At 65.5% G+C, this 20,025-nt stretch carries 16 protein-coding genes; 11 read left to right on the top strand and 5 right to left on the bottom strand.

Annotation, left to right across the window (positions count from 1 at the left end; translation table 11 throughout):
- Positions 1-48 precede the first annotated feature (48 nt).
- The 6 genes from GB927_RS27590 (at position 49) to GB927_RS27565 (ending at position 6,681) form a co-directional block, all read left to right on the top strand.
- Complete coding sequence (locus tag GB927_RS27590; protein WP_256120440.1) at positions 49-1,602, top strand: sugar ABC transporter ATP-binding protein; 1,554 nt, start codon at positions 49-51, stop codon at positions 1,600-1,602.
- Between the two features lie 87 nt (positions 1,603-1,689).
- On the top strand, positions 1,690-2,664 hold the full coding sequence (locus GB927_RS27585; RefSeq protein ID WP_256120439.1) for an ABC transporter permease: 975 nt from the start codon (positions 1,690-1,692) through the stop codon (positions 2,662-2,664).
- Position 2,665: 1 nt separating this feature from the next.
- Positions 2,666-3,682 carry a zinc-binding alcohol dehydrogenase family protein gene (locus GB927_RS27580; protein WP_256120438.1) on the top strand — a complete coding sequence of 339 codons (1,017 nt, stop codon included), beginning with the start codon at positions 2,666-2,668 and terminating at the stop codon, positions 3,680-3,682.
- A 197-nt stretch (positions 3,683-3,879) separates the two neighbouring features.
- Entirely contained in the window at positions 3,880-5,169 is a 1,290-nt protein-coding gene (gene phaZ / locus GB927_RS27575; protein WP_256120437.1) for a polyhydroxyalkanoate depolymerase, read from the top strand.
- Positions 5,170-5,297: 128 nt separating this feature from the next.
- The gene (locus GB927_RS27570; protein WP_256120436.1) at positions 5,298-5,735 is read left to right on the top strand and encodes a DUF2852 domain-containing protein; all 438 of its coding nucleotides are present in this window, start codon (positions 5,298-5,300) and stop codon (positions 5,733-5,735) included.
- A 184-nt stretch (positions 5,736-5,919) separates the two neighbouring features.
- Positions 5,920-6,681 carry a M48 family metallopeptidase gene (locus GB927_RS27565; protein WP_256120435.1) on the top strand — a complete coding sequence of 254 codons (762 nt, stop codon included), beginning with the start codon at positions 5,920-5,922 and terminating at the stop codon, positions 6,679-6,681.
- Between the two features lie 13 nt (positions 6,682-6,694).
- Here GB927_RS27565 and GB927_RS27560 read toward each other — a convergent pair whose 3' ends face one another.
- Positions 6,695-6,889 carry a YqaE/Pmp3 family membrane protein gene (locus GB927_RS27560; protein ID WP_256120434.1) on the bottom strand — a complete coding sequence of 65 codons (195 nt, stop codon included), beginning with the start codon at positions 6,887-6,889 and terminating at the stop codon, positions 6,695-6,697.
- Positions 6,890-7,030: 141 nt separating this feature from the next.
- Between GB927_RS27560 and GB927_RS27555 the strand changes: the two genes are divergently transcribed.
- The 5 genes from GB927_RS27555 to GB927_RS27535 are packed head-to-tail and all read left to right on the top strand — an operon-like array spanning position 7,031 to position 12,082.
- Entirely contained in the window at positions 7,031-7,705 is a 675-nt protein-coding gene (locus GB927_RS27555) for a phosphoribosylanthranilate isomerase (protein WP_256120433.1), read from the top strand.
- Entirely contained in the window at positions 7,702-8,922 is a 1,221-nt protein-coding gene (trpB, locus tag GB927_RS27550) for a tryptophan synthase subunit beta (RefSeq protein WP_256120432.1), read from the top strand. The genes GB927_RS27555 and trpB overlap by 4 nt, the downstream gene beginning before the upstream one ends.
- A gap of 1 nt (position 8,923) precedes the next feature.
- The gene (trpA, locus tag GB927_RS27545; RefSeq protein ID WP_256120431.1) at positions 8,924-9,763 is read left to right on the top strand and encodes a tryptophan synthase subunit alpha; all 840 of its coding nucleotides are present in this window, start codon (positions 8,924-8,926) and stop codon (positions 9,761-9,763) included.
- Between the two features lie 39 nt (positions 9,764-9,802).
- Positions 9,803-10,714: an acetyl-CoA carboxylase, carboxyltransferase subunit beta gene (gene accD, locus GB927_RS27540; RefSeq protein ID WP_256120430.1), complete on the top strand. Its 912-nt coding sequence runs from the start codon at positions 9,803-9,805 to the stop codon at positions 10,712-10,714.
- A gap of 24 nt (positions 10,715-10,738) precedes the next feature.
- On the top strand, positions 10,739-12,082 hold the full coding sequence (locus tag GB927_RS27535) for a bifunctional folylpolyglutamate synthase/dihydrofolate synthase (RefSeq protein ID WP_256120429.1): 1,344 nt from the start codon (positions 10,739-10,741) through the stop codon (positions 12,080-12,082).
- Between the two features lie 52 nt (positions 12,083-12,134).
- Here the strand turns inward: GB927_RS27535 and trxA are convergent, their stop codons facing one another.
- The 4 genes from trxA to GB927_RS27515 form a co-directional block, all read right to left on the bottom strand.
- Complete coding sequence (gene trxA, locus GB927_RS27530) at positions 12,135-12,455, bottom strand: thioredoxin (RefSeq protein WP_160861395.1); 321 nt, start codon at positions 12,453-12,455, stop codon at positions 12,135-12,137.
- Positions 12,456-12,562: 107 nt separating this feature from the next.
- The gene (gene addA / locus GB927_RS27525) at positions 12,563-16,114 is read right to left on the bottom strand and encodes a double-strand break repair helicase AddA (protein ID WP_256120428.1); all 3,552 of its coding nucleotides are present in this window, start codon (positions 16,112-16,114) and stop codon (positions 12,563-12,565) included.
- Positions 16,107-19,292, bottom strand: a complete 3,186-nt coding sequence (gene addB / locus GB927_RS27520; protein WP_256120427.1) for a double-strand break repair protein AddB — start codon at positions 19,290-19,292, stop codon at positions 16,107-16,109. The genes addA and addB overlap by 8 nt, the downstream gene beginning before the upstream one ends.
- Positions 19,289-20,023, bottom strand: coding sequence for a nucleotidyltransferase family protein (locus GB927_RS27515; protein ID WP_256120426.1), 735 nt, complete (start codon positions 20,021-20,023; stop codon positions 19,289-19,291). Before GB927_RS27515 ends, addB begins: the two co-directional genes overlap by 4 nt.
- Positions 20,024-20,025 lie beyond the last annotated feature (2 nt).

Below are 20,025 nucleotides of genomic sequence, written 5' to 3'. Positions count from 1 at the left end.
CGCATGATCCGGGCGGGACGCTTTCCACGCAGTCGGGAGGAGACAGCGATGAGCAGCCTTGAAGAGCTCAGCCATCGGCACGAAGACGAGGCGAAACTCGCCGAATCCGAAACGGTGCCGCGCGGCGCACCAATCCTCGAACTGCGGGGACTTCAAAAGAAATACGGCCTCGTCGAAGCGCTGAAGCCGGCGACGGTGACGTTCCTGGCGGGCGAAATCCACGCCATCGTCGGCGAAAACGGTGCCGGCAAATCGACGCTGATCAAACTTCTGACCGGGGTTATCCGGCGCACGGCGGGCGAGGTGTTCTGGTGCGGCAAACCGGTGCAGCTCGCGACCCCCACCGAGGCCATCAAGCGCGGCATCAATGCGGTGCATCAGGAGGTCGTGCTCTGCGCGCATCTCTCCGTCGCGGCCAACATGTTCCTCGGCGACGAGATGGATCGCTACGGCCTGATGCGCAAGGGTGCCATGGAGCGCGCGGCGCAGGCCGTGCTCGACGATCTCGGCTTCCTGCTGCCGGCAGGCGCCCTGCTCGGCAGCCTCACCATCGGCCAGCAGCAGCTCGTGGCCACCGCCAAGGCCGCCATGCGCGGCATCCGCTTCCTCATCTTCGACGAGCCGACCGCCTACCTGACGCGCCAGGAATCCGCCCAGCTTTTCCGGCTCATTCGCCGGCTACGCGACCAGGGCGTGACCATCGTCTACATCAGCCACCGCATGGAAGAGGTCTTCGAGCTCGCCGACCGCGTCTCGGTCCTGCGCGACGGCACCCATGTCGGCACGCGCCTTATCAGCGAGACCAACGACAACGAGCTGATCGCGCTGATGATCAACCGCACGATCGAGCAGATCTACCACAAGGAAAAGGTGCCGATCGGCAAGACCATCGTCGAGACGAAGGGGCTTTCGGGACCCGGCTTCGAGGATGTGTCGCTGACGGTGCGTTCGGGCGAAATCGTCGGCCTCTATGGTTTGATCGGTGCCGGGCGCAGCGAATTCGCGCTCGGCCTCTACGGCCGCCAGCCGCTTTCGGCCGGTGAAGTTTTCTGGGACGGCAAGAAGGTCGACATTCGCAACGAACGCGACGCCATGGAGCTCGGCATCGCGCTGGCGCCGGAAAGTCGTCGCGACCAGGGTCTCTGCCTCAACCTGCCGATCGGCCTCAACATAAACCTGCCGATCTTCAAGCGGTTGAGCTCGGGGCTCGTGATCCGCAAGGGCGACGAGGCGGCAAATGCCGACCAGCAGATCCGCAATCTCAGCATCAAGACGCCGTCGCGCCGCGTGCTCGCCTCCGCCATGTCTGGGGGCAACCAGCAGAAAATCGTCATCGGCAAGTGGCTGAGCCATGGCGCCCGGCTGTTCATCTTCGACGAGCCGACGGTCGGCGTCGATGTCGGCACAAAGGCGGAAATCTACCGCCTGTTCGGCGAGCTTCTGAAAAAGGGCGCCGGCATCATCCTGATCTCGTCCTACCTGCCGGAGGTCTACGAGCTTTCCGACCGGCTGCATGTCTTCCGCGGCGGCCGGCTCGTCGCCAGCCACGACCACCGGGCGGCCTCGCACGAGGACGTCCTGACCCAGGCCATCGGCATTTAGAGCAATACCAGCAAAAGTGCGAAGCGGTTTTGCGTCCGGGATTGCGTGAAAACATGCAGTGCCGCCGCGCGATAAAGGAGAACAAACATGAGCGTGGAGACGACGACGGAAAGCGCACCGGCACCGAAGAAGGGCACGAACATCCTGCTCGGCCTGACGCTGCTCGGCCTTTTGCTGTTCCTCTGGCTGCTGCTCGGCCTGTCGACCAATGCCTTCTGGTCGCCGAACAATATCAGCAACCTGCTGCGCCAGGGCGCCATGACAGCGATCCTCGCGGTCGGCCAGACCTTCGTGATCATCACCGCCGGCATCGACCTTTCGGTCGGCGCCATCGTCGGCTTCACCAGCGTCATCGTCGCCTGGCTGCTCCAGGCGGGCGTGCCGCTCTGGGCGGCGATCATTCTGACGCTGCTGATGGGGGTGGCGATCGGCGCCTTCCATGGCTTCGGCATCGTGCGCATGGGCCTGCCGCCCTTCATCATCACACTCGCCACGCTCACCTCGCTGCGCGGCATCGGCCTGCTCATCACCAACGGCTCGACGATCTCGATCAACCATGAAGGCTTCACCAACTTCTCGCGCACCGATTTCCTCGGCGTGCCGAGCCTGTTCTGGATGGTGATCCTGGTGGCGATCCCGGCCTTCGTCTTCCTGCACCTCTCACGCTGGGGGCGTTATCTCTTCGCGGTCGGCTCGAATGCCGAGGCCGCACGGCTTTCCGGCGTCAATGTCAACCGCACGATCTATCTCGCCTATATCCTGTCTGCCACCTGCGCCGCTTTCGTCGGGCTGCTGCTCGCCTCGCGCATCGGCATCGGCAATGCCACGCAGGCGGAAGGCTGGGAGTTGCAGGCGATCGCCTCGTCGGTCATCGGCGGCACCAGCCTGTTCGGCGCGGTCGGCTCGGTGCACGGGCCGCTGCTCGGTGCCTTCATCCTGGCGACCATCAACAACGGCGCGAACCTCCTGAACGTCAATTCGTTCTGGCAGCGCATCATCACTGGCCTGCTGATCATCGTCATCGTCTATTTCGACCAGCTGCGCCGCCGCGGAAGCCGTTGAGATGAAGACAATCGTCTGCGTCGAGCCCGGCCGCCTGGAGGCGGTCGAGCGGGAGAATCCGGCTACGCTTCCGAAAGGCTGGGTGCGTCTCGCCATCAGCCATGTCGGCATCTGCGGCACCGACTACCATATTTTCGAGGGCAAACACCCGTTCCTCGAATACCCGCGGGTGATGGGCCACGAGGTTTCCGCCACCGTCGTCGATCCCGGCACGAGCGCATTTGCCGTCGGCGCCCCCGTCGTCGTCAACCCGTATTTGTCCTGCGGCACCTGCGTCGCCTGCCGGCAGGGCAAGCCGAACTGCTGCATGGCGATCCGTGTGCTCGGCGTGCATACGGATGGCGCCTTCTGCGAGGAGATCGTGCTGCCGGCGGATAATCTTTATCCGGCTGATGGCCTTTCCCTGGAAGCGGCCGCGACCGTCGAATTCCTGGCGATCGGTGCCCACGCGGTCCGCCGTTCGCAGGCGCCGGCCGGGTCTCGTGCGCTGGTCATCGGCGCCGGCCCGATCGGCCTCGGCACCGCGCTCTTCTCGCGTATCGCCGGCCATGCAGTGACGCTGATGGACACATCCGCCGAACGCCTTGCCATCGCCGCCGAGCGTTTTGGTTTTACCAGCGGCATTCTGGCGGGAGACGCCGCTGCCGCGGCGGTATCCACGGCGACCGGTGGCGATGGTTTCGATGTCGTCTTCGACGCGACGGGTTATGCAAAATCGATGGAGGCGGCCTTCGCCTATGTCGCCCATGGCGGCGCCCTGGTGCTCGTCAGCGTCGTCAAGGACGAGATCCGCTTTTCCGATCCGGAATTCCACAAGCGCGAGATGACGCTGGTCGGCAGCCGCAATGCCACGCGCGCCGATTTCGAGCATGTCATGGCAAATATCCGCGCCGGCCAGGTGCCGGTCGAGGCGCTCGTCACCCACCGCACCACGCTCGACCGCGTGCCCGTGGACCTCGCCCGCTGGGCGACGGAAAAATCGGGTCTCATCAAGGCCATTGTGCGCGTCGCAGCATAGGGCGGCGTGATCTCTTACCCGCTGGATTTGTTCATGTCCGCGAAAGGTCTGCGGCCTACCATGCTCTCGGACCGGTCGGCTCCGGTCTGTTGCTCCGCAGCGAAAACGTGTTAGTCTTTCGCACCTGCGGAAACCGGGATGATCCGGACGAGGCGGCCATTCCGGCCTGCACTGTCCAAGACGGGGTGTCGCGTTCAATGTATTATCAGCTCTATGAAATGAACCATGCGATGATGGCGCCCTGGCGCGCCGTCGCGGACCAGATGCGGATGGCCTTCCGCAACCCGCTCAATCCGGTCTCGCACACCTATTTCGGCCGCACCATGGCCGCGGGCTTCGAGGTCCTCGAACGCTCGACCCGGCGATACGGCAAGCCTGAATTCGACCTCCCGACCACGCTCATCGACGGCAAGACGATTTCCGTGCATGAGAAGGTCGTCTGGAAGCAGCCCTTCTGCAATCTCGTGCATTTCGAGCGCTGTTTGCCGGCCGGCCACCGCCGCGATCCAAAAGTGCTGATCGTCGCGCCGATGTCCGGCCACTATGCGACGCTGCTGCGCGGCACCGTCGAAGCGCTGCTGCCGCACGCGGAAGTGCACATCACCGATTGGATCGATGCGCGCATGGTGCCGCTCTCCGACGGCACCTTCGATCTCGACGACTATATCGACTATGTCATCCAGATGCTGCATGCGCTGGGGCCGGATACCCATGTCATCGCCGTCTGCCAGCCGGCCGTGCCGGTGCTGGCCGCCGTCGCCGTCATGGAAGCCGATGACGATCCGCTGTCGCCCTCCACCATGACACTGATGGGCGGACCGATCGACACGCGCATCAACCCGACCGCCGTCAACAAGCTGGCGGAAGAAAAGCCGATCGACTGGTTCCGCGACAATGTTATCATGCCGGTGCCGTGGCCGCAGCCGGGCTTCATGCGCATGGTCTATCCGGGCTTCCTGCAACTTTCCGGTTTCATGTCGATGAACCTCGACCGCCACGTCGTCGCGCACAAGGAGTTTTTCGCCCATCTCGTGAAGAACGATGGCGATGCGGCCGAAAAACACCGGGATTTCTACGACGAGTATCTGGCGGTCATGGACCTGACGGCGGAATTCTATCTCCAGACGGTCGAGACCGTGTTCATGAAACACGCGCTGCCGAAGGGCGAGATGATGCACCGCACGCGTCCCGTCGATACGACGGCGATCCGCAAGGTGGCGCTGCTCACCGTCGAAGGCGAGAACGACGACATTTCCGGCGTCGGCCAGACCCAGGCGGCGCAGACCATCTGCACCAACATTCCGGACGACATGCGCATGCACTACATGCAGCCGGATGTCGGCCATTACGGGGTCTTCAACGGCTCGCGCTTCCGCAAGGAAATCGCGCCGCGCATCCTGTCCTTCATCGCCGAGCATGCCCGCAGCGAGAAGGCAAAGCAGGTGCCGCGCGTCATCAAGGGCGGAAAATCAGGCGCTGCCGCCTGATTTTCTGGGCCGCTTTCAGGCACTTGCCCGAATTTGCCGGGCATTGTCTTGAACGCGATCCATGCTCTGCCCACATCGGAATCGTCGGAAACCAGGGTGGTTTCCGCCGATCGTGAGGAAGATTGCACATGAACCAGTCAGCGCTTATCCGTCCGGACTGGACGCCTGCGACCATCGCCCTGATGGTGCTCGGCTTCGTGGTGTTCTGGCCCCTCGGCCTAGCCATGCTTGCCTACATCATCTTCGGCGATCGCCTGAAATCCTTCAAGAAAGACGCCAACGAGACGGTTGACGGCATGTTTGCCTCCTGCCGCAGCAAATGGGGTGGCCGCCGCGGCGGTTCCTCGTTCCGCAGCGCCACCGGCAATGTCGCCTTCGACGACTGGCGCGATGCCGAACTGTCGCGCCTCGATGAAGAGCGCCGCAAGCTCGACGAGATGCGCGAAGAGTTCGATTCCTACGTCCGCGAGCTTCGCCGCGCCAAGGACCAGGAGGAGTTCGACCGCTTCATGCGCGAACGCCGCGCCTCCGGCCACGGCGACGTCCCGGGCTTCCCGGCAACGTGAGGCGTTGCCTCACCCCTCGTCATGGTCGGGCTTGACCCGAGGATCCACGCGGCACCCGCGGCATGGATGGTCGGGTCAAGCCCGACCATGACGAAAGAGGGGAATAGATTCCCGACCGGCGCCTCGTGCGCCGGTTTTTCGTTGAGGCGTTTCAGTCGGGCCCGAATCGGCTATGAAAGGTGCCATGTTCTCCTCGCTTCGCAAGCCCCGCAAGGCCCTGAAGACGCCGCCTCCGCCGGAGATGCGCGAACTCGACGTCAATGGCCGGCGCCTGCCGCTGACCATCCGGCGCGACCTGCGCGCGACCCGGCTGACGCTGCGCATCGAGCCCGGCGGCCGGGCGCTGCGCATGACGGTGCCGAATGGCGTGCCGGAGCGCGATATCCGCGATTTCCTCGATCGCCACCAGGGCTGGCTGATGACGAAGCTTGCCAAGTTCCGCTCGACCAACGAGCTGGCCGACGGCGGCTATGTCATGATCCGCGGCGTCTCGCACCGCATCGAGGCGACGGGCCGGCTGCGTGGCCTGACGGAGGCCCTGATCATCGATGACGAGGCGGTGCTGCGCGTCGGTGGCATGGAGGAGAGCATCCCGCGCCGCATCAGCGATTTTCTGAAGAAGGAAGCGCGGCTGGAGTTGGACCGGTTGGTCGCCGTTCACGCCGGCCGCGTCGGCAAGCGGGTCAAGTCGCTGACGCTGCGCGACACGCGCAGCCGCTGGGGCTCCTGCTCGGTGGATGGCGCGCTCAGCTTCTCCTGGCGCATAGCCATGGCGCCGCCGCATGTGATCGATTATCTCGCCGCGCACGAAGTGGCGCATCTGCGCGAGATGAACCACAGCCCGGCCTTCTGGACGCTCTGCGAGCAGCTCTGCCCCGGCATGGAAGACGCCAAGCGCTGGCTGAAGCGCAATGGCAGCTTGCTGCACGCGGTCGACTTCGGCTGACGCAATTCAGAATTCAGCGGCGGTCAGCGAGCGCGTCGCGGATTTTCTTGTCGGTATTGTACTGCCCGAGCGCATAGACGGCCCAGATCGCGGCCGGCAGCCAGCCGATCAGCGTGATCTGCAAAATGAGGCAGATAATGCCCGCGATCGGCCGCCCGATGGTGAAAAACACGAGGAAGGGCAGAAGGATGGCGATGATGAGCCGCATGGAGGTCTCCGGTCGATGTCTTTTGTGAATATGGGCCCGCTTGGCGCCCATGCAAGGGTGCCGGTTCGGTTGCCGGTTTCGGGCGATCCACCGCCGTCTTTCGGCTCGACTCTTCGGGAAAATCGTGCGACTTCCCTCCCCATGAAACTCGACATTAAAATCTGCGGACTGAAGACCGAGGAGGCCGTCGACAAGGCCGTTTCGCTCGGTGCCAGCCATATCGGCTTCATCTTCTTTCCCAAGAGCCCGCGCAACATCGAGCCGTCGGACGCCGGACGTCTGGCAGACCGCGTGCGCGGCCGCGTGAAAATCGTCGCCGTGACGGTCAATGCCGACAATGACACGCTGGACGAGATCGTCGACCAGCTTTCGCCGGACATTCTCCAGCTGCATGGCAGTGAAACGCCGGAACGCGTGCTGAACGTCAAGGCGGTCTATGGACTGCCGGTCATGAAGGCCCTTTCGGTGCGCGATGCGGACGATCTGAAGAAGGTCGAGCCCTATATCGGCATTGCCGATCGCTTCCTGTTCGATGCCAAGCCGCCGGCGGGCTCCGAGCTTCCGGGCGGCAATGGCGTGTCCTTCGACTGGACGCTGATGCATTTGCTTGACGGAAGCGTCGATTACATGCTTTCCGGTGGGTTGAACAAGGATAACCTCGCCGAGGCCATCGAGCTCACCGGCGCGCCGGGCATCGATGCCAGTTCCGGGCTCGAAAGCGCCCCGGGCGTCAAGGATCTCGGCCTGATCGAAGCGTTTTTTGAAGCGGCACGAAAAGCGGAACGCGAGACCGCCGTCGCAGGGAGAGGCAAGTGAACCAGTCACCCAACCTGAATTCGTACCGGGAAGGTCCGGACGAGGACGGCCGTTTCGGCATTTTCGGCGGTCGTTTCGTTGCCGAAACCCTGATGCCGCTGATCCTCGAGCTTCAGGACGAATGGGACAAGGCGAAGACCGATCCCGCCTTCCAGGCCGAACTCAAGCATCTCGGCACCCATTATATCGGCCGCCCGAGCCCGCTTTATTTCGCCGAACGGCTGACGGAGCATCTCGGCGGCGCAAAAATCTATTTCAAGCGCGAGGAGCTGAACCACACCGGTTCGCACAAGATCAACAATTGCATCGGCCAGATCCTGCTCGCCAAGCGCATGGGCAAGACGCGCATCATCGCCGAAACCGGTGCCGGCCAGCACGGCGTGGCCTCCGCCACCGTTGCCGCGCGCTTCGGCTTCCCCTGCGTCGTTTACATGGGTGCCACCGACGTCGAGCGTCAGGCGCCGAACGTCTTCCGCATGAAGCTGCTCGGTGCGGAGGTTCGCCCCGTCACCGCCGGCAGCGGCACGCTGAAAGACGCCATGAACGAGGCGCTGCGTGATTGGGTCACCAATGTCGAGGACACCTATTACCTGATCGGCACCGCCGCCGGCCCGCATCCCTATCCGGAGCTGGTGCGCGATTTCCAGGCGGTGATCGGCACGGAAGCCCGCGAGCAGATTCTCGAAGCCGAAGGTCGCCTGCCGGACATGGTCATCGCGGCCGTCGGCGGCGGTTCCAACGCCATCGGCATCTTCCATCCCTTCCTCGACGACAAGAGCGTCCAGATCGTCGGCGTCGAAGCCGGCGGCAAGGGCCTCGATGGTGACCTGCACTGTGCCTCGCTCACCGCCGGTTCGCCGGGCGTGCTGCATGGCAACCGCACCTATCTTCTGCAGGATGCCGACGGCCAGATCAAGGAAGGCCACTCCATCTCCGCCGGCCTCGACTATCCGGGCATCGGCCCCGAACATGCCTGGCTGCACGAAATCGGCCGCGCCGAATATGTGCCGATCATGGACGACGAGGCGCTGGAAGCCTTCCAGCTTCTGACCAGGCTCGAAGGCATCATTCCCGCACTGGAGCCGAGCCACGCCATTGCCGAAGTCATCAAGCGTGCGCCGAAAATGGGCAAGGACCAGATCATCCTGATGAACCTCTCCGGCCGCGGCGACAAGGATATCTTCACCGTCGGCAAGATCCTCGGCATGGAGCTCTAAGATGACCGCACGCATGGACAAACGTTTTGCGGATCTCGCGGCCGTCGGCCGGCCGGCCCTCGTCACCTATTTCATGGGCGGCGATCCGGACTATGCGAGCTCGCTGGAGATCATGAAGGCGCTGCCCAAGGCGGGCTCCGATGTCATCGAGCTCGGCATGGCCTTTTCCGACCCGATGGCCGATGGCCCCGCCATCCAGCTCGCCGGCCAGCGCGCGCTGAAGGCCGGCCAGACGCTCGCCAAGACCCTCCAGATGGCCCGCGACTTCCGCCGGGAAGACGATGCGACGCCGATCGTGCTGATGGGCTATTACAACCCGATCTATATCTACGGCGTCGACCGCTTCCTCGATGATGCGCTGGATGCCGGCGTCGACGGCCTGATCGTCGTCGACCTGCCGCCGGAAATGGACGACGAGCTCTGCATTCCGGCTGTCGCCAAGGGTGTCAATTTCATCCGTCTCGCAACGCCGACGACGGACGAAAAGCGCCTGCCGACCGTGCTGAAGAACACCTCCGGCTTCGTCTACTACGTCTCGATGAACGGCATTACGGGGTCGGCCCTGCCGGATCCGTCGTTGATCGGCGGTGCCGTCGGCCGCATCAAGGCGCATACGGCGCTGCCGGTCTGCGTCGGCTTCGGCGTGAAGACGGCGGAACATGCGCGCGCCATCGGTGCCGCCGCGGATGGCGTCGTCGTCGGCACGGCCATCGTCAACCAGATCGCCTCCAGCCTCACCGCGGATGGCAAGGCCAGCGCCGCCACCGTTGCCGGTGTCGAGACGCTGGTGATGAGCCTCGCCTCGGGCGTGCGCGCATCGCGCCTTGCGGCGGCGGAATAAAGTCCCCACATGGGACGGGATAAAACGGGAGTCTAGACCGTGAACTGGATCACGAACTACGTTCGGCCAAAGATCAACTCGATGCTTGGCCGCCCCAACCGGGATGTTCCGGAAAATCTCTGGATCAAGTGCCCGGAAACCGGCGAGATGGTGTTTCACCGCGATCTCGAAGAAAACAAGTGGGTTATCCCGGCTTCGGGCTACCACATGAAGATGCCGGCGAAGGCGCGTCTCAAGGACCTCTTCGATGACGGCGTCTACGAGTCCCTGCAGCAGCCCAAGGTAGCGCAGGACCCGCTGAAATTCCGTGATTCGAAGAAATACACGGACCGTCTGCGCGATAGCCGCATCAAGACCGATCTGGAGGACACGATCCTCGCCGGCGTCGGAAAGATGCGCGGCGTCAAGCTCGTCGCCGTCGTGCACGAATTCGCCTTCATGGGCGGCTCGCTCGGCATTGCCGCCGGCGAGGCCATCATCAAGGCCTTCGAGCGTGCCATCGCCGAAAAGTGCCCGCTTGTCATGTTCCCCGCCTCCGGCGGCGCGCGCATGCAGGAAGGCATTCTCTCGCTGATGCAGCTTCCGCGCACCACGGTCGCGGTCGAGATGCTGAAGGAAGCGGGCCTTCCCTACATCGTCGTGCTCACCAATCCGACGACCGGCGGCGTCACGGCCTCCTATGCCATGCTGGGCGATATCCACCTTGCTGAGCCGGGTGCGGAAATCTGCTTTGCCGGCAAACGCGTCATTGAGCAGACCATCCGCGAAAAGCTGCCGGAAGGCTTCCAGACGTCGGAATACCTGCTGGAACACGGCATGGTCGACCTCGTCGTCAAGCGCCACGACATTCCCGACACGCTGGCCCGCCTTCTGAAGATTCTGATGAAGAAGCCCGCAACGGTGTCCTCGCCCGTCATCGCGAACGGCGCTGTCGCCATCGCGGCGCAGTAAAAAGCCGCACCGCGCGAGGGCAGCATGTCGATGGTCACGGTCAGCGAAGCGGCAGCGGAGATCGAAAAACTTCTCGGTCTCCATCCCAAGGGGTTCGATCTTTCGCTGGACCGGATCACGCGGCTCCTGTCCGCGCTCGGCGATCCGCATCTGAAACTGCCGCCGGTCATCCATGTGGCCGGCACCAACGGCAAGGGCTCGGTCACCGCCTTCTGCCGCTCGATCCTGGAGGCGCAAGGCCTCAGCGTCCATGTCCACACGTCTCCGCACCTCGTCAACTGGCACGAGCGCTACCGCCTCGGCGTCAAGGGCGGCCGGGGCCAGTTGGTGGAAGACGCCGTGCTGGCCGATGCCGTGCGCCGCGTGGCGGAGGCCAATGGCGGGCAGAAGATCACCGTCTTCGAAATCCTGACGGCCGTCACCTTCGTGCTGTTTTCTGAGCACCCGGCGGATGTGGCGATCATCGAGGTGGGCCTCGGCGGCCGCTTCGACGCGACCAATGTCATGCCGCGTCCCGCCGTTTGCGTCATCATGCCGATCTCGCTCGACCATCAGGCCTATCTCGGCGACCGCGTCGAGCTGATCGCGGCGGAAAAAGCCGGCATCATGAAGCGCGGCGTGCCCGTGGTCATCGGCTACCAGTCGGAAGAGGCCGCGCGCGACGTGCTGATCGAGACCGCCGAGCGGCTCGGCTGCCCGCATGCCGTCTACGGCCAGGATTTCATGGCGCATGAGGAATATGGCCGCCTCGTCTACCAGGACGAGTTCGGCCTTGCCGACCTGCCGCTGCCGCGCCTGCCGGGCCGCCATCAATATGGCAATTCCGCCGCCGCGATCCGCGCCGTCAAGGCCGCCGGCTTCACCATTTCCGAGCACGCACTGGAACTGGGCCTTGCCCGCGTCGAATGGCCGGGCCGCCTGCAACGCCTGACGGATGGCGCGCTGATGCGGCTTGCGCCGCGCGGCAGCGAGATCTGGGTCGATGGCGGGCACAATCCCGGTGCCGGGCAGGTCATTGCCGAGACGATGGCGAATTTCGAGGAACGCGATCCGCGCCCGCTCTTCCTCGTCACCGGCATGATCAACACGAAGGACCCGGTCGGTTATTTCGAGCCGTTCCGCGGCCTTGCCGAGCGCGTCTTCACCGTGCCGATCCGCGGCTCGGATGCCGGCCTCGATCCCGTGTCGCTGGCCGATGACGCCGCGCGCGCCGGCCTGGAGGTCGAGCCGCTCTCGACGGTTGCCGATGCCATTGCCGAAATCGGCCGCATCACCGAGGAAGACTCGGTGCCGCCGCGCATCCTGATCGGCGGCTCGCTCTATCTGGTCGGCGATGTGCTCGCCGACAACGGCACGCCCCCAACCTGAAACGAAAAAGCCCGGCGCGAGGCCGGGCTTGAAGGTAGTCCATCGCTGCCAATCAGGCGGCGCTGGAAATCCAGGAAGAGAGCGCCGTCTTCGGAGCGGCACCGACCTTGATGTCGGCCACTTCGCCGCCCTTGAACATGGCGAGCGTCGGGATCGAGCGCACGCCGAACTGGGCGGCCAGTTCCGGGTTCTCGTCGATGTTGAGCTTGGCGACCTTCACCTTGCCGGCGAGTTCGGTGGCGATTTCTTCGAGCGCCGGGGCGATCATCTTGCACGGACCGCACCATTCAGCCCAGAAATCGACGACGACCGGCTCTGCGGAATTCAGAACTTCGGCCTGGAAATTGGACTGGTCGACTTTAACGGTAGCCATGAGGCTCTCCTTGAACGGTGATTGTTGTACAAGATGTGATGCCGCCGGCCTCCCGTTTCAAGGGCCGGCATCGCCCTTGCGGGCAATGGATCGTCCCGCCCGGTATCTCACTTTGAGCGCAGTTCGGCAAGGCTCGCTTCCATCAGGCCGGCATCCAGCCAATAGGTTTTCGCCGTTTCCGTATAGATCAGCCCGCAGCGGATCTCGCGCCCAGGATAGAGTGGGCCAAGGATCGCGCGGTAGATCGCAAGCTGCGCCCGGTGCTCGAACGGAATGTCTTTCAGAGACCCCGGCGGCACGCGGTTCGTCTTGAAATCGACGATCTCGACTGCCGTTTCGGTGACCGCCATGCGGTCGATCCGCCCGGAGACGGCAAAATCCCGGCTGCCAAGCGTCAGCGTGCCCATGATCGACACTTCCGCCCGGGCTGCGGGGGAAAAGATCGTCGCCAGGCTCTCGTCATCGATCACCGCTAGGGCGGCATCCACCAGGGCATCGCGCGCACTTTCCGGCCAGGTGGCGGCTGCACGCTCAAGATAGCGCCGCGCCGCCGCCGGCCGGTCCGCAGGCTCGAAGGCCGGCAGGACTTGCAGGAAACGGTGCAGGATGCGCCCGCGCTCCAGCGCAAGGCCGGCCCCCGGAACGCCGCCTTTCCGCCCGAACAGCGCCGAGGGCACCAGCAGGTCCGCCGCATCCGTCTCGATCACCGCCGCCGCACCGGAGGGGCTGAGCGGCCGCGGCAGCGACTTTTGCGGCGGCAAGGGTTGCCCGAGCGCTTCCGGCAACACCGTCTTCGCCTTTTCCTCGACACCCGCCGTCGCGACCTCGCCGACATCGGCCGCACCCGCCTCGCGCCAGGAAAACCCCTGCCAGCTTTCGCCGGCCGTCGAAAAAGTCGTTTCCACGCAGCGATCGCCATCGGCGGAAAGCGCGCCGGCGATCATCGGGTGCCAGGTGTCCTTGTTCTCCTGCCGGCCGCGATAGCCGCAGACGACCAGCCGATCGGCCGCACGCGTCATCGCGACGTAGAGCAGGCGGCGATATTCCTCCTCGGCGCCCTCGCGGATGCGGTTCGCATCGACCTCGGTCAGCGCATTGCCAAGGTCCTTCAGCGGCAGCCATGCCGGCAGGCCGCCGGCAGGGGTCGAGAGGAAGCGTAGCTGCGGCATATGGCTGGGGCTGAAGGGTTTTGCCCCGCCATCGACGAGAAAGACCACCGGCGCCTCCAGGCCCTTGGCGGCATGCACCGTCATGATGCGGATTTCGCCGCGCGCCTTGTCCTGCTCGCGCTTCACCGTCGGCGCTTCCAGCTCCAGCGTCGAGACAAAGGCCTGAAGGCCGGGCAGGCCGTTCTCCTCCTGCTCCAGCGCGAAGGTCAGGAATTCGTCGATGATCTCGCCGGCCTCCGCGCCGAGCCGCGCGAGAAAAGCACGCCGCCCGCCGCCGGCACCGAGAATGCGGGCATAAAAATCGTGCACCGCCTGGCTGCGCGCATCGCGAATCACGCCGTCGAGCCGCTCGACGATGCGGCCGAGCGCCTCATCCGTCGCCGCCGCCTCTTTGAGCCGCGCCCAGAGGGTCTGTTGCTCCCCGCGGCGTGCGGCCAGCGCAAACAGCGCATCCTCGTTAAGGCCGAACAGCGGGCTTTTCAAAAGCGCCGCCAGCGAAAGATCGTCCTCCGGCAGCACGGCGAAGCGACCGAGCGCCATCAGGTCCTGCACGGCAATGTGTTTCGTCAGCACCAGCCGGTCCGCCCCGGCCACGGGCAGGCCGTGGCGTTGCTTCAGCGTGCGGGTCAGCGCGTTGACGAAGGCGTCGCGCTTGCGCACCAGAACGATGACGTCGCCAGCCGCCATCGGCCGCGCCTTGCCCTTCTCCGTCACCGTCTCGCGGCCGATCCATGCGGCCAGCGTATCGGCAATGCGCCGCGCCAGAACATTGATCGGCGCCTCCTCGGCCACCGCGTCGAAGGGCGCCGTCCAGTCCTCCTCGTCGAGGCCCGGCGGTGCGGCGATCACCTCCCAGATATCGACGGCACCGGGCTCGCGCCCGCGGTTGGAGGCGTGCACGATATCGCTGCCATCGGGTGTCAGCCCGCGCGCATTGGCGGCATCGAGAAAGACCCGGTCGACCGCCGACAGCACGTCGCGCGTCGAACGGAAGGAGAGCAGCAGGCGGATTGGGCTGAAGGCCGTGTCGGCAGCCAGCGTGCGGCGCGAAACTTCCCGGCCTTCCTCTGCAAAGCGTTCCGGCCGCGCGCCTTGGAAGGAATAGATCGACTGTTTTTCGTCACCCACCGCGAAGATCGTGCGCCCGGTCCCGCGCGCTGTTTCGCCGGCGAAGAAATCGTCCGTCAGCGCCTTGACGATCTGCCATTGCCGCGGGCTGGTATCCTGCGCCTCGTCGACGAGGATATGGTCGATGCCCTGGTCGAGCTTGTAGTGCACCCAGGCGCTCACCTTGTCGCGGGTGAGAAGCGTTGCGGTACGGTCGATCAGGTCGTCGAAATCGAGCAGGCTGCGCGCCCGCTTCAGGTCCTCGTAATCGCCGATCAGCCGCTCGGCGATGGTGAGCGCCGCAAGCGTCGCCTCATACATGCGAAACCGCCGTAGCCGGTCGTCGCAGGCGATCACATGGGCCTGCGCGGCTTGCAGCGCTTCTTCCATATAGGGCGCGCTGTCACGAACCTTTTTTGAGAAGAAGGAGCGCTCCAGGCTGCGCGGCGTACCCGTCGCCGTGAAGAAGAGATCGTAGAGTGCTGAACGCCGCGCTTCGGCATCCGTCAGCCGCATGATGCCACGCAAGCCGGCCGCAGAGGTTTTCACGGTCTCGCTGCCGAGGCTTTCCGCGGCGGCGAGATAAGAATCAAGCGTCGCCCCCTGCAAACCATCCAGCGGCCAGAAGGCGGCGAGAACGTGCTCGGCCGTCTCATGCGGCGCAAGCCCGATCTCGCGGCGCAGAACCGCCTCCACGCCACCCGCCCGCTCTGCAATGTCGAGAAATATGCGGATCGGCCCGCGGCTCGCCACGATATCGGAAATCAGCCGTTCGAGGCCGGTATCGTCGGCAATGTCAAGCACCGTGGCGAAAGCCCCGGCAAGACCCTGGTCGTCCTCGCTGGTCGTCGCGGTCAACAGCGTGCGGCGCGCATCGGCGAGCAGCACGGCCGCCGCTCGGTCGTCGAGCACGGAAAAGTGGCCGGCGACATTGGCCTCCAGCGGAAACTGGTGCAGCAGCGCTTCGCAGAAGGCATGGATGGTCTGGATCTTCAGGCCACCCGGCGTTTCGAGCGCCCGCGCAAAGAGGCGCCTTGCTTCCGCGAGCTTGAAGAGATCGGGCCGCTCGCCCTCGATCGCCGTTACCCGATCGGACAGCTCGGCGTCCGACAGCGTCGCCCATTCGGCGAGCCGTTCGAAGACGCGGTTCGACATTTCCGAGGCCGCCGCCTTGGTATAGGTGAGGCAAAGGATGGCGGAGGGCCGGCAGCCGGCCAGCAGCAGCCGGATGACCCGCTGGGTCAGCACATGCGTCTTGCCCGAGCCGGCATTGGCGGACACCCAGGCCGAACGGGCAGGATCGGATGCCGTCGCCTGTTTCTGCGATGTCCAGCTCAGCCAGGCCGCGGGATCGGCGGAGGCGGGGCGATCTTCCTCAAGCATCGTCGCCCTCCTCGCCATTTTCCGCCGACGACCATTCGGCGACGCGCGCCAAGTGGTCGTATTCCCCGCCATAGTCGCGTTCCTGCTCGGGAATGAGCCGCGAGGCGAAGCCGTAGCGGCCCTCGATCAGGCCGGTCAGCAGCTTTTCCAGCTCCGCCAGCGATTCCTCGGCCAGGTCGGCAGCCGATTTCGGCGTCGCGTTGGCGGATTTGGCGTGTTCGTTGTTGACCTGTTCGGCCTTGAAGCGTTCGCCGGGTTTGAGGCGCACATAGAGAAGGTTCGCCGGCTCACGCGAGCCAAGATCGCGAAACGCGCCGCGCCGCAGTGCCGCTGCTTCCAACGCCAGTTGCGGGTCGAGCAAGGCGCGGGCGACCTTCAGGGATGGGGTGCTGCCCGTCTTGTAGTCGAGGATATCGGCGCTGCCGTCCGGTAAAATGTCGATTCGGTCGGCAATGCCGGTGAGCCGGATACCCGCCACTGAAAGATCGAGCGACGCCCAAACCTCCGTGTTGCTATCGCGCACATCGCCTGCGCGTTCGCGGTGCCATTTGACGAAGGCGCGCGCGACGGCGGCAAAACGCGGGCGCCAGACGGCGTCGATATGCGGCGGCAGGGCGACGATATCGAATTCCTCGTTCAGGATGCGGGTGATGAGGGAGAGCGGTTCGCCGGTCTTTTCCTCGCGCACGAAACGGTCGACGATGCGGTGGTAGAGCGAGCCGCGCTCTGCCGGTCCAGGGTCGAGATTGAAGGGCGCGATGGGATCGAGGCGCAGGATATGCCTTGCATAGATCGCGTAGGGATCGCGCCGGAGGCGGCCGATCTGGCTGAAGGAATATTTGCGTGGCTGGAGCTCGGCCGGCGGGCGCGGTGCCGGACGGGCGGCCGTCGGCACGGAGGGGCCTTTGTCGATGGCATTCGCCCAGTCGATGAAGTCCTTGCCGCGCCGGCGCAGGTCGGACGCCAGTCCCGGCCCGCCGACGGCGATGAGCCGTTGCAGCCAGCGCGAGGCGACGGTCGGCGCGGTGCCGTTGCGCAGCGCCCGCGTCAGCACGAGTTTGGGCGCGGCGGCGGCCATCTGAAGGTCGTGGCCGAGCTGGCCGATGCGCCGTTCCGGCGGCTCCAGGCCGATTTCCACCTTCATGATGCGCGAGAGGAAGGCGTCGTTCGCCGCCTGCCCCGGCCAGGTGCCCTCGTTGAGCCCGCCGATCACCACCGTATCGACGCTCTGGAGGCGCGATTCGAGCGCGCCGAAAATAAAGACGCGCGGATGGCGCATGGAGCGCGGCTTGACGCTTTCGCTCGCCGCCAGCGCCTCGATGATGTCGCACCATTGCGGCCCATCGGCCTCGATCTGCCCATCCGTCTCGATGACGCTCTTGAGCAGGTTCGCAAGGCTGTCGCCGGCCTCGCCGGACCACAGCGCCGCAAGGTCGCCGCGCTCGTCCAACGCCACCGCCTCCAGCGCGCGGCCGGTCCGCTCTGACCAGTCGGACAGCGCCAGCCTGGAAGAAAAGCGCCGTCCCGTGCGGCTTTCGTGAAAGAGCACGCCGGCCAGCGGCTCGACGGCGGCCGCGACGCGTTGCGCGAGATCGCGGGCAAGCGGGATCGCATGTTCCGGCAGGGCGGTGCGCCAGACGGGCGGATGGCGGTCCGTTGCCTGCCGCTCCAGTGCGGCGTCGAGCAGCGGTTCGAGCGTGGAAATGTCGATTTCGGCGGTACCGCCGCGCAATGCCGTCAGCTCCAGCGCGGTCACGGCGTCGCGCAGATCAGAGGCGGAAAGCCCGAAGCGGGCGAGGGGATGTTTCAGGAGGGCGACGAGCGGCACCGGGTCGCCGGGCCGAAGTGCGGCCTCGACGAGCAGCCGCAGAAGCGTGCCCTGCGGCGTGGAGAGCAGCGGCGTGCCGGCCGAATCGTCCGCCTCGATGCCGAAGCGGGCAAGCTCCGCCGCAACACGCCGGCCGAGCTTGCGGTCGGGCGTGATCAAGGCCGCCTGCGCGTCTTCGCCATCCTCCAATGCGAGGCGCAGCGCGATGGCGATGGCGAGCGCCTCCTCCCGTTCGTTGGCCGCCTCGACGAGCGAAACATCGCGAAACGCCTCCGCCATGCGGCCGGCGTCGATCGTGCCGCGGATATCGCCCCAGCCCGATGTCGCCTGCGTCGGCAGGAAGGCGCTGGAGAGGATTTGCGTGCGGTATTCGAGAGCATCGGGCGGGGTGCCGAGCGGTTCGACATCATTGCGCGTGCAGCTCATTCGGGCGAGCAGGCGGTGGAGGCCGTATTGCGGATGGCTGCGGGCGGCCGCGTCGGGTTTTTGCGCGCCTGCCGCACCTGCCTGATGACCGACGAGCAGCCATTCCGTATCGGACATGAAACGATCGAGCCCCGGCAGGATGACGACGCCGTTCGGCAGGTTCGCCACCGCGGCAATGAGCCCGGCCGTCGCGGGGATGGAGCCTGTCGAGCCGGCGATGATGACGGGGCCGGTTGGCGGCGCGTGGCGATAGCGCTCCGTTTCGGCATGCAGCGTCGCATTGCGCCGGAGCGAGGGCGAGGAGCGGTTGAGTTCGGTCAGCCGCGCCGGCCAGTATTCGCTGGCGATTTTCAGGAATTCGGCGGTGAGCTGCCACCAGAGCGCATGGTTGGAGACGTCGAGATTGTCGAGCGCGGACCAGTCGAGCTCTTCCGTCTCCATCGCGTCGATGATCTCGGCGAGGTTGCGGGCGAGCCAGACGGCATCGGCCGGGCTTGCGGGCGCGACGAGCGGGCTTTCGGCATGCACGGAGGTGACGGCGGCCGGCAGGCGGTTGCGCCAGGCAAGCACAAGGCGGGCGAGCTCGATGAGGCGCGTCGGGCCGGAGAGCGGTTCGGCCATGTCGAGCAGCGCCGGCGCCACCTCGTCGAAGAAGCCGCTGTCGTCATCGGTCTCGCCGAGCGCGCGGATGACCGGCAGGATGGCCGAGCGTCCGCCGAGCAGGTCGACGAATTCCGAGCGCAGCACGCGGGCGGAACGGCGCGTCGGCACGTAGACCGTGACGTCGGCCAGCGCCAGCGGATCGGCCGGATCATAGGTGAAGCCGGGCACGAGCCGACCGTCGATTAGGGTCGCGGCCACCGTCTTCAGGAAGGGCAGGCTCGCCGGGATGGAATAGACGCGGCCGCCCCGGGCGCCCGTCACGCCGCCGCCTCGCGGGTTGCGCTGATGACGGCCTCCGCCTGGCCGATCGCCTCGGGCGTGCCGACGGTGATCCAGTGCCCTTCGAGCACGATGCCGTAGAGCCGTCCCTTTTCGATCGCCCAGTCGAAATAGATATTGAGGTTGAAGGCGTCGTCCGGCGCGTCGTCCAGCAGCGCCGGCATCATGGCGATGGCGCCGGCATAGACGAACGGCGTGCCGTCGCCCTCTTTGTAGCGCGCAAGCCGCCCCGCCGCGTCCATGGAGAAATCCTTCTTGCCGTTGTGGCCGGTCGTGTCCTCCAGCTTCACGCAGAGCATCAGCATGTCCATGCGTTGGGGGTCGAAGGCGTCCGCCAGCCGGTCGAGATTGCTCGGCCCCCCGGGCGTCTCGCCGATCCAGAACAGGTCGGCATTCATCACGAGCACGGGGGCGCGGCCGAGCAGTTTCAGGCCCTTTGCCAGGCCGCCGCCGGAATTCATCAGCCGGTTCGTCTCGTCGGAGAGGATGATCTCCGGCGCCTTGCGGGACGCGAGGTGTGTGATCATCTGGTCCGCAAAGTGGTGCACGTTGACGACGGCGCGCTTGACGCCGGCCTGCGCCAGCGCGTCGAGCCCGTAGTCGATCATCGGTTTTCCGGCGATCGGCACCAGCGGCTTCGGCATCGTGTCGGTTATGGGGCGCAGGCGCGTTCCAAGGCCGGCGGCCAGCACCATGGCGTCTTCGATCTTCATCT

Source organism: Shinella lacus, assembly GCF_010994755.1.
GTDB classification, from domain to species: Bacteria; Pseudomonadota; Alphaproteobacteria; order Rhizobiales; family Rhizobiaceae; genus Shinella; species Shinella lacus.
This window is presented reverse-complemented; position numbering and strand designations above follow the sequence as displayed.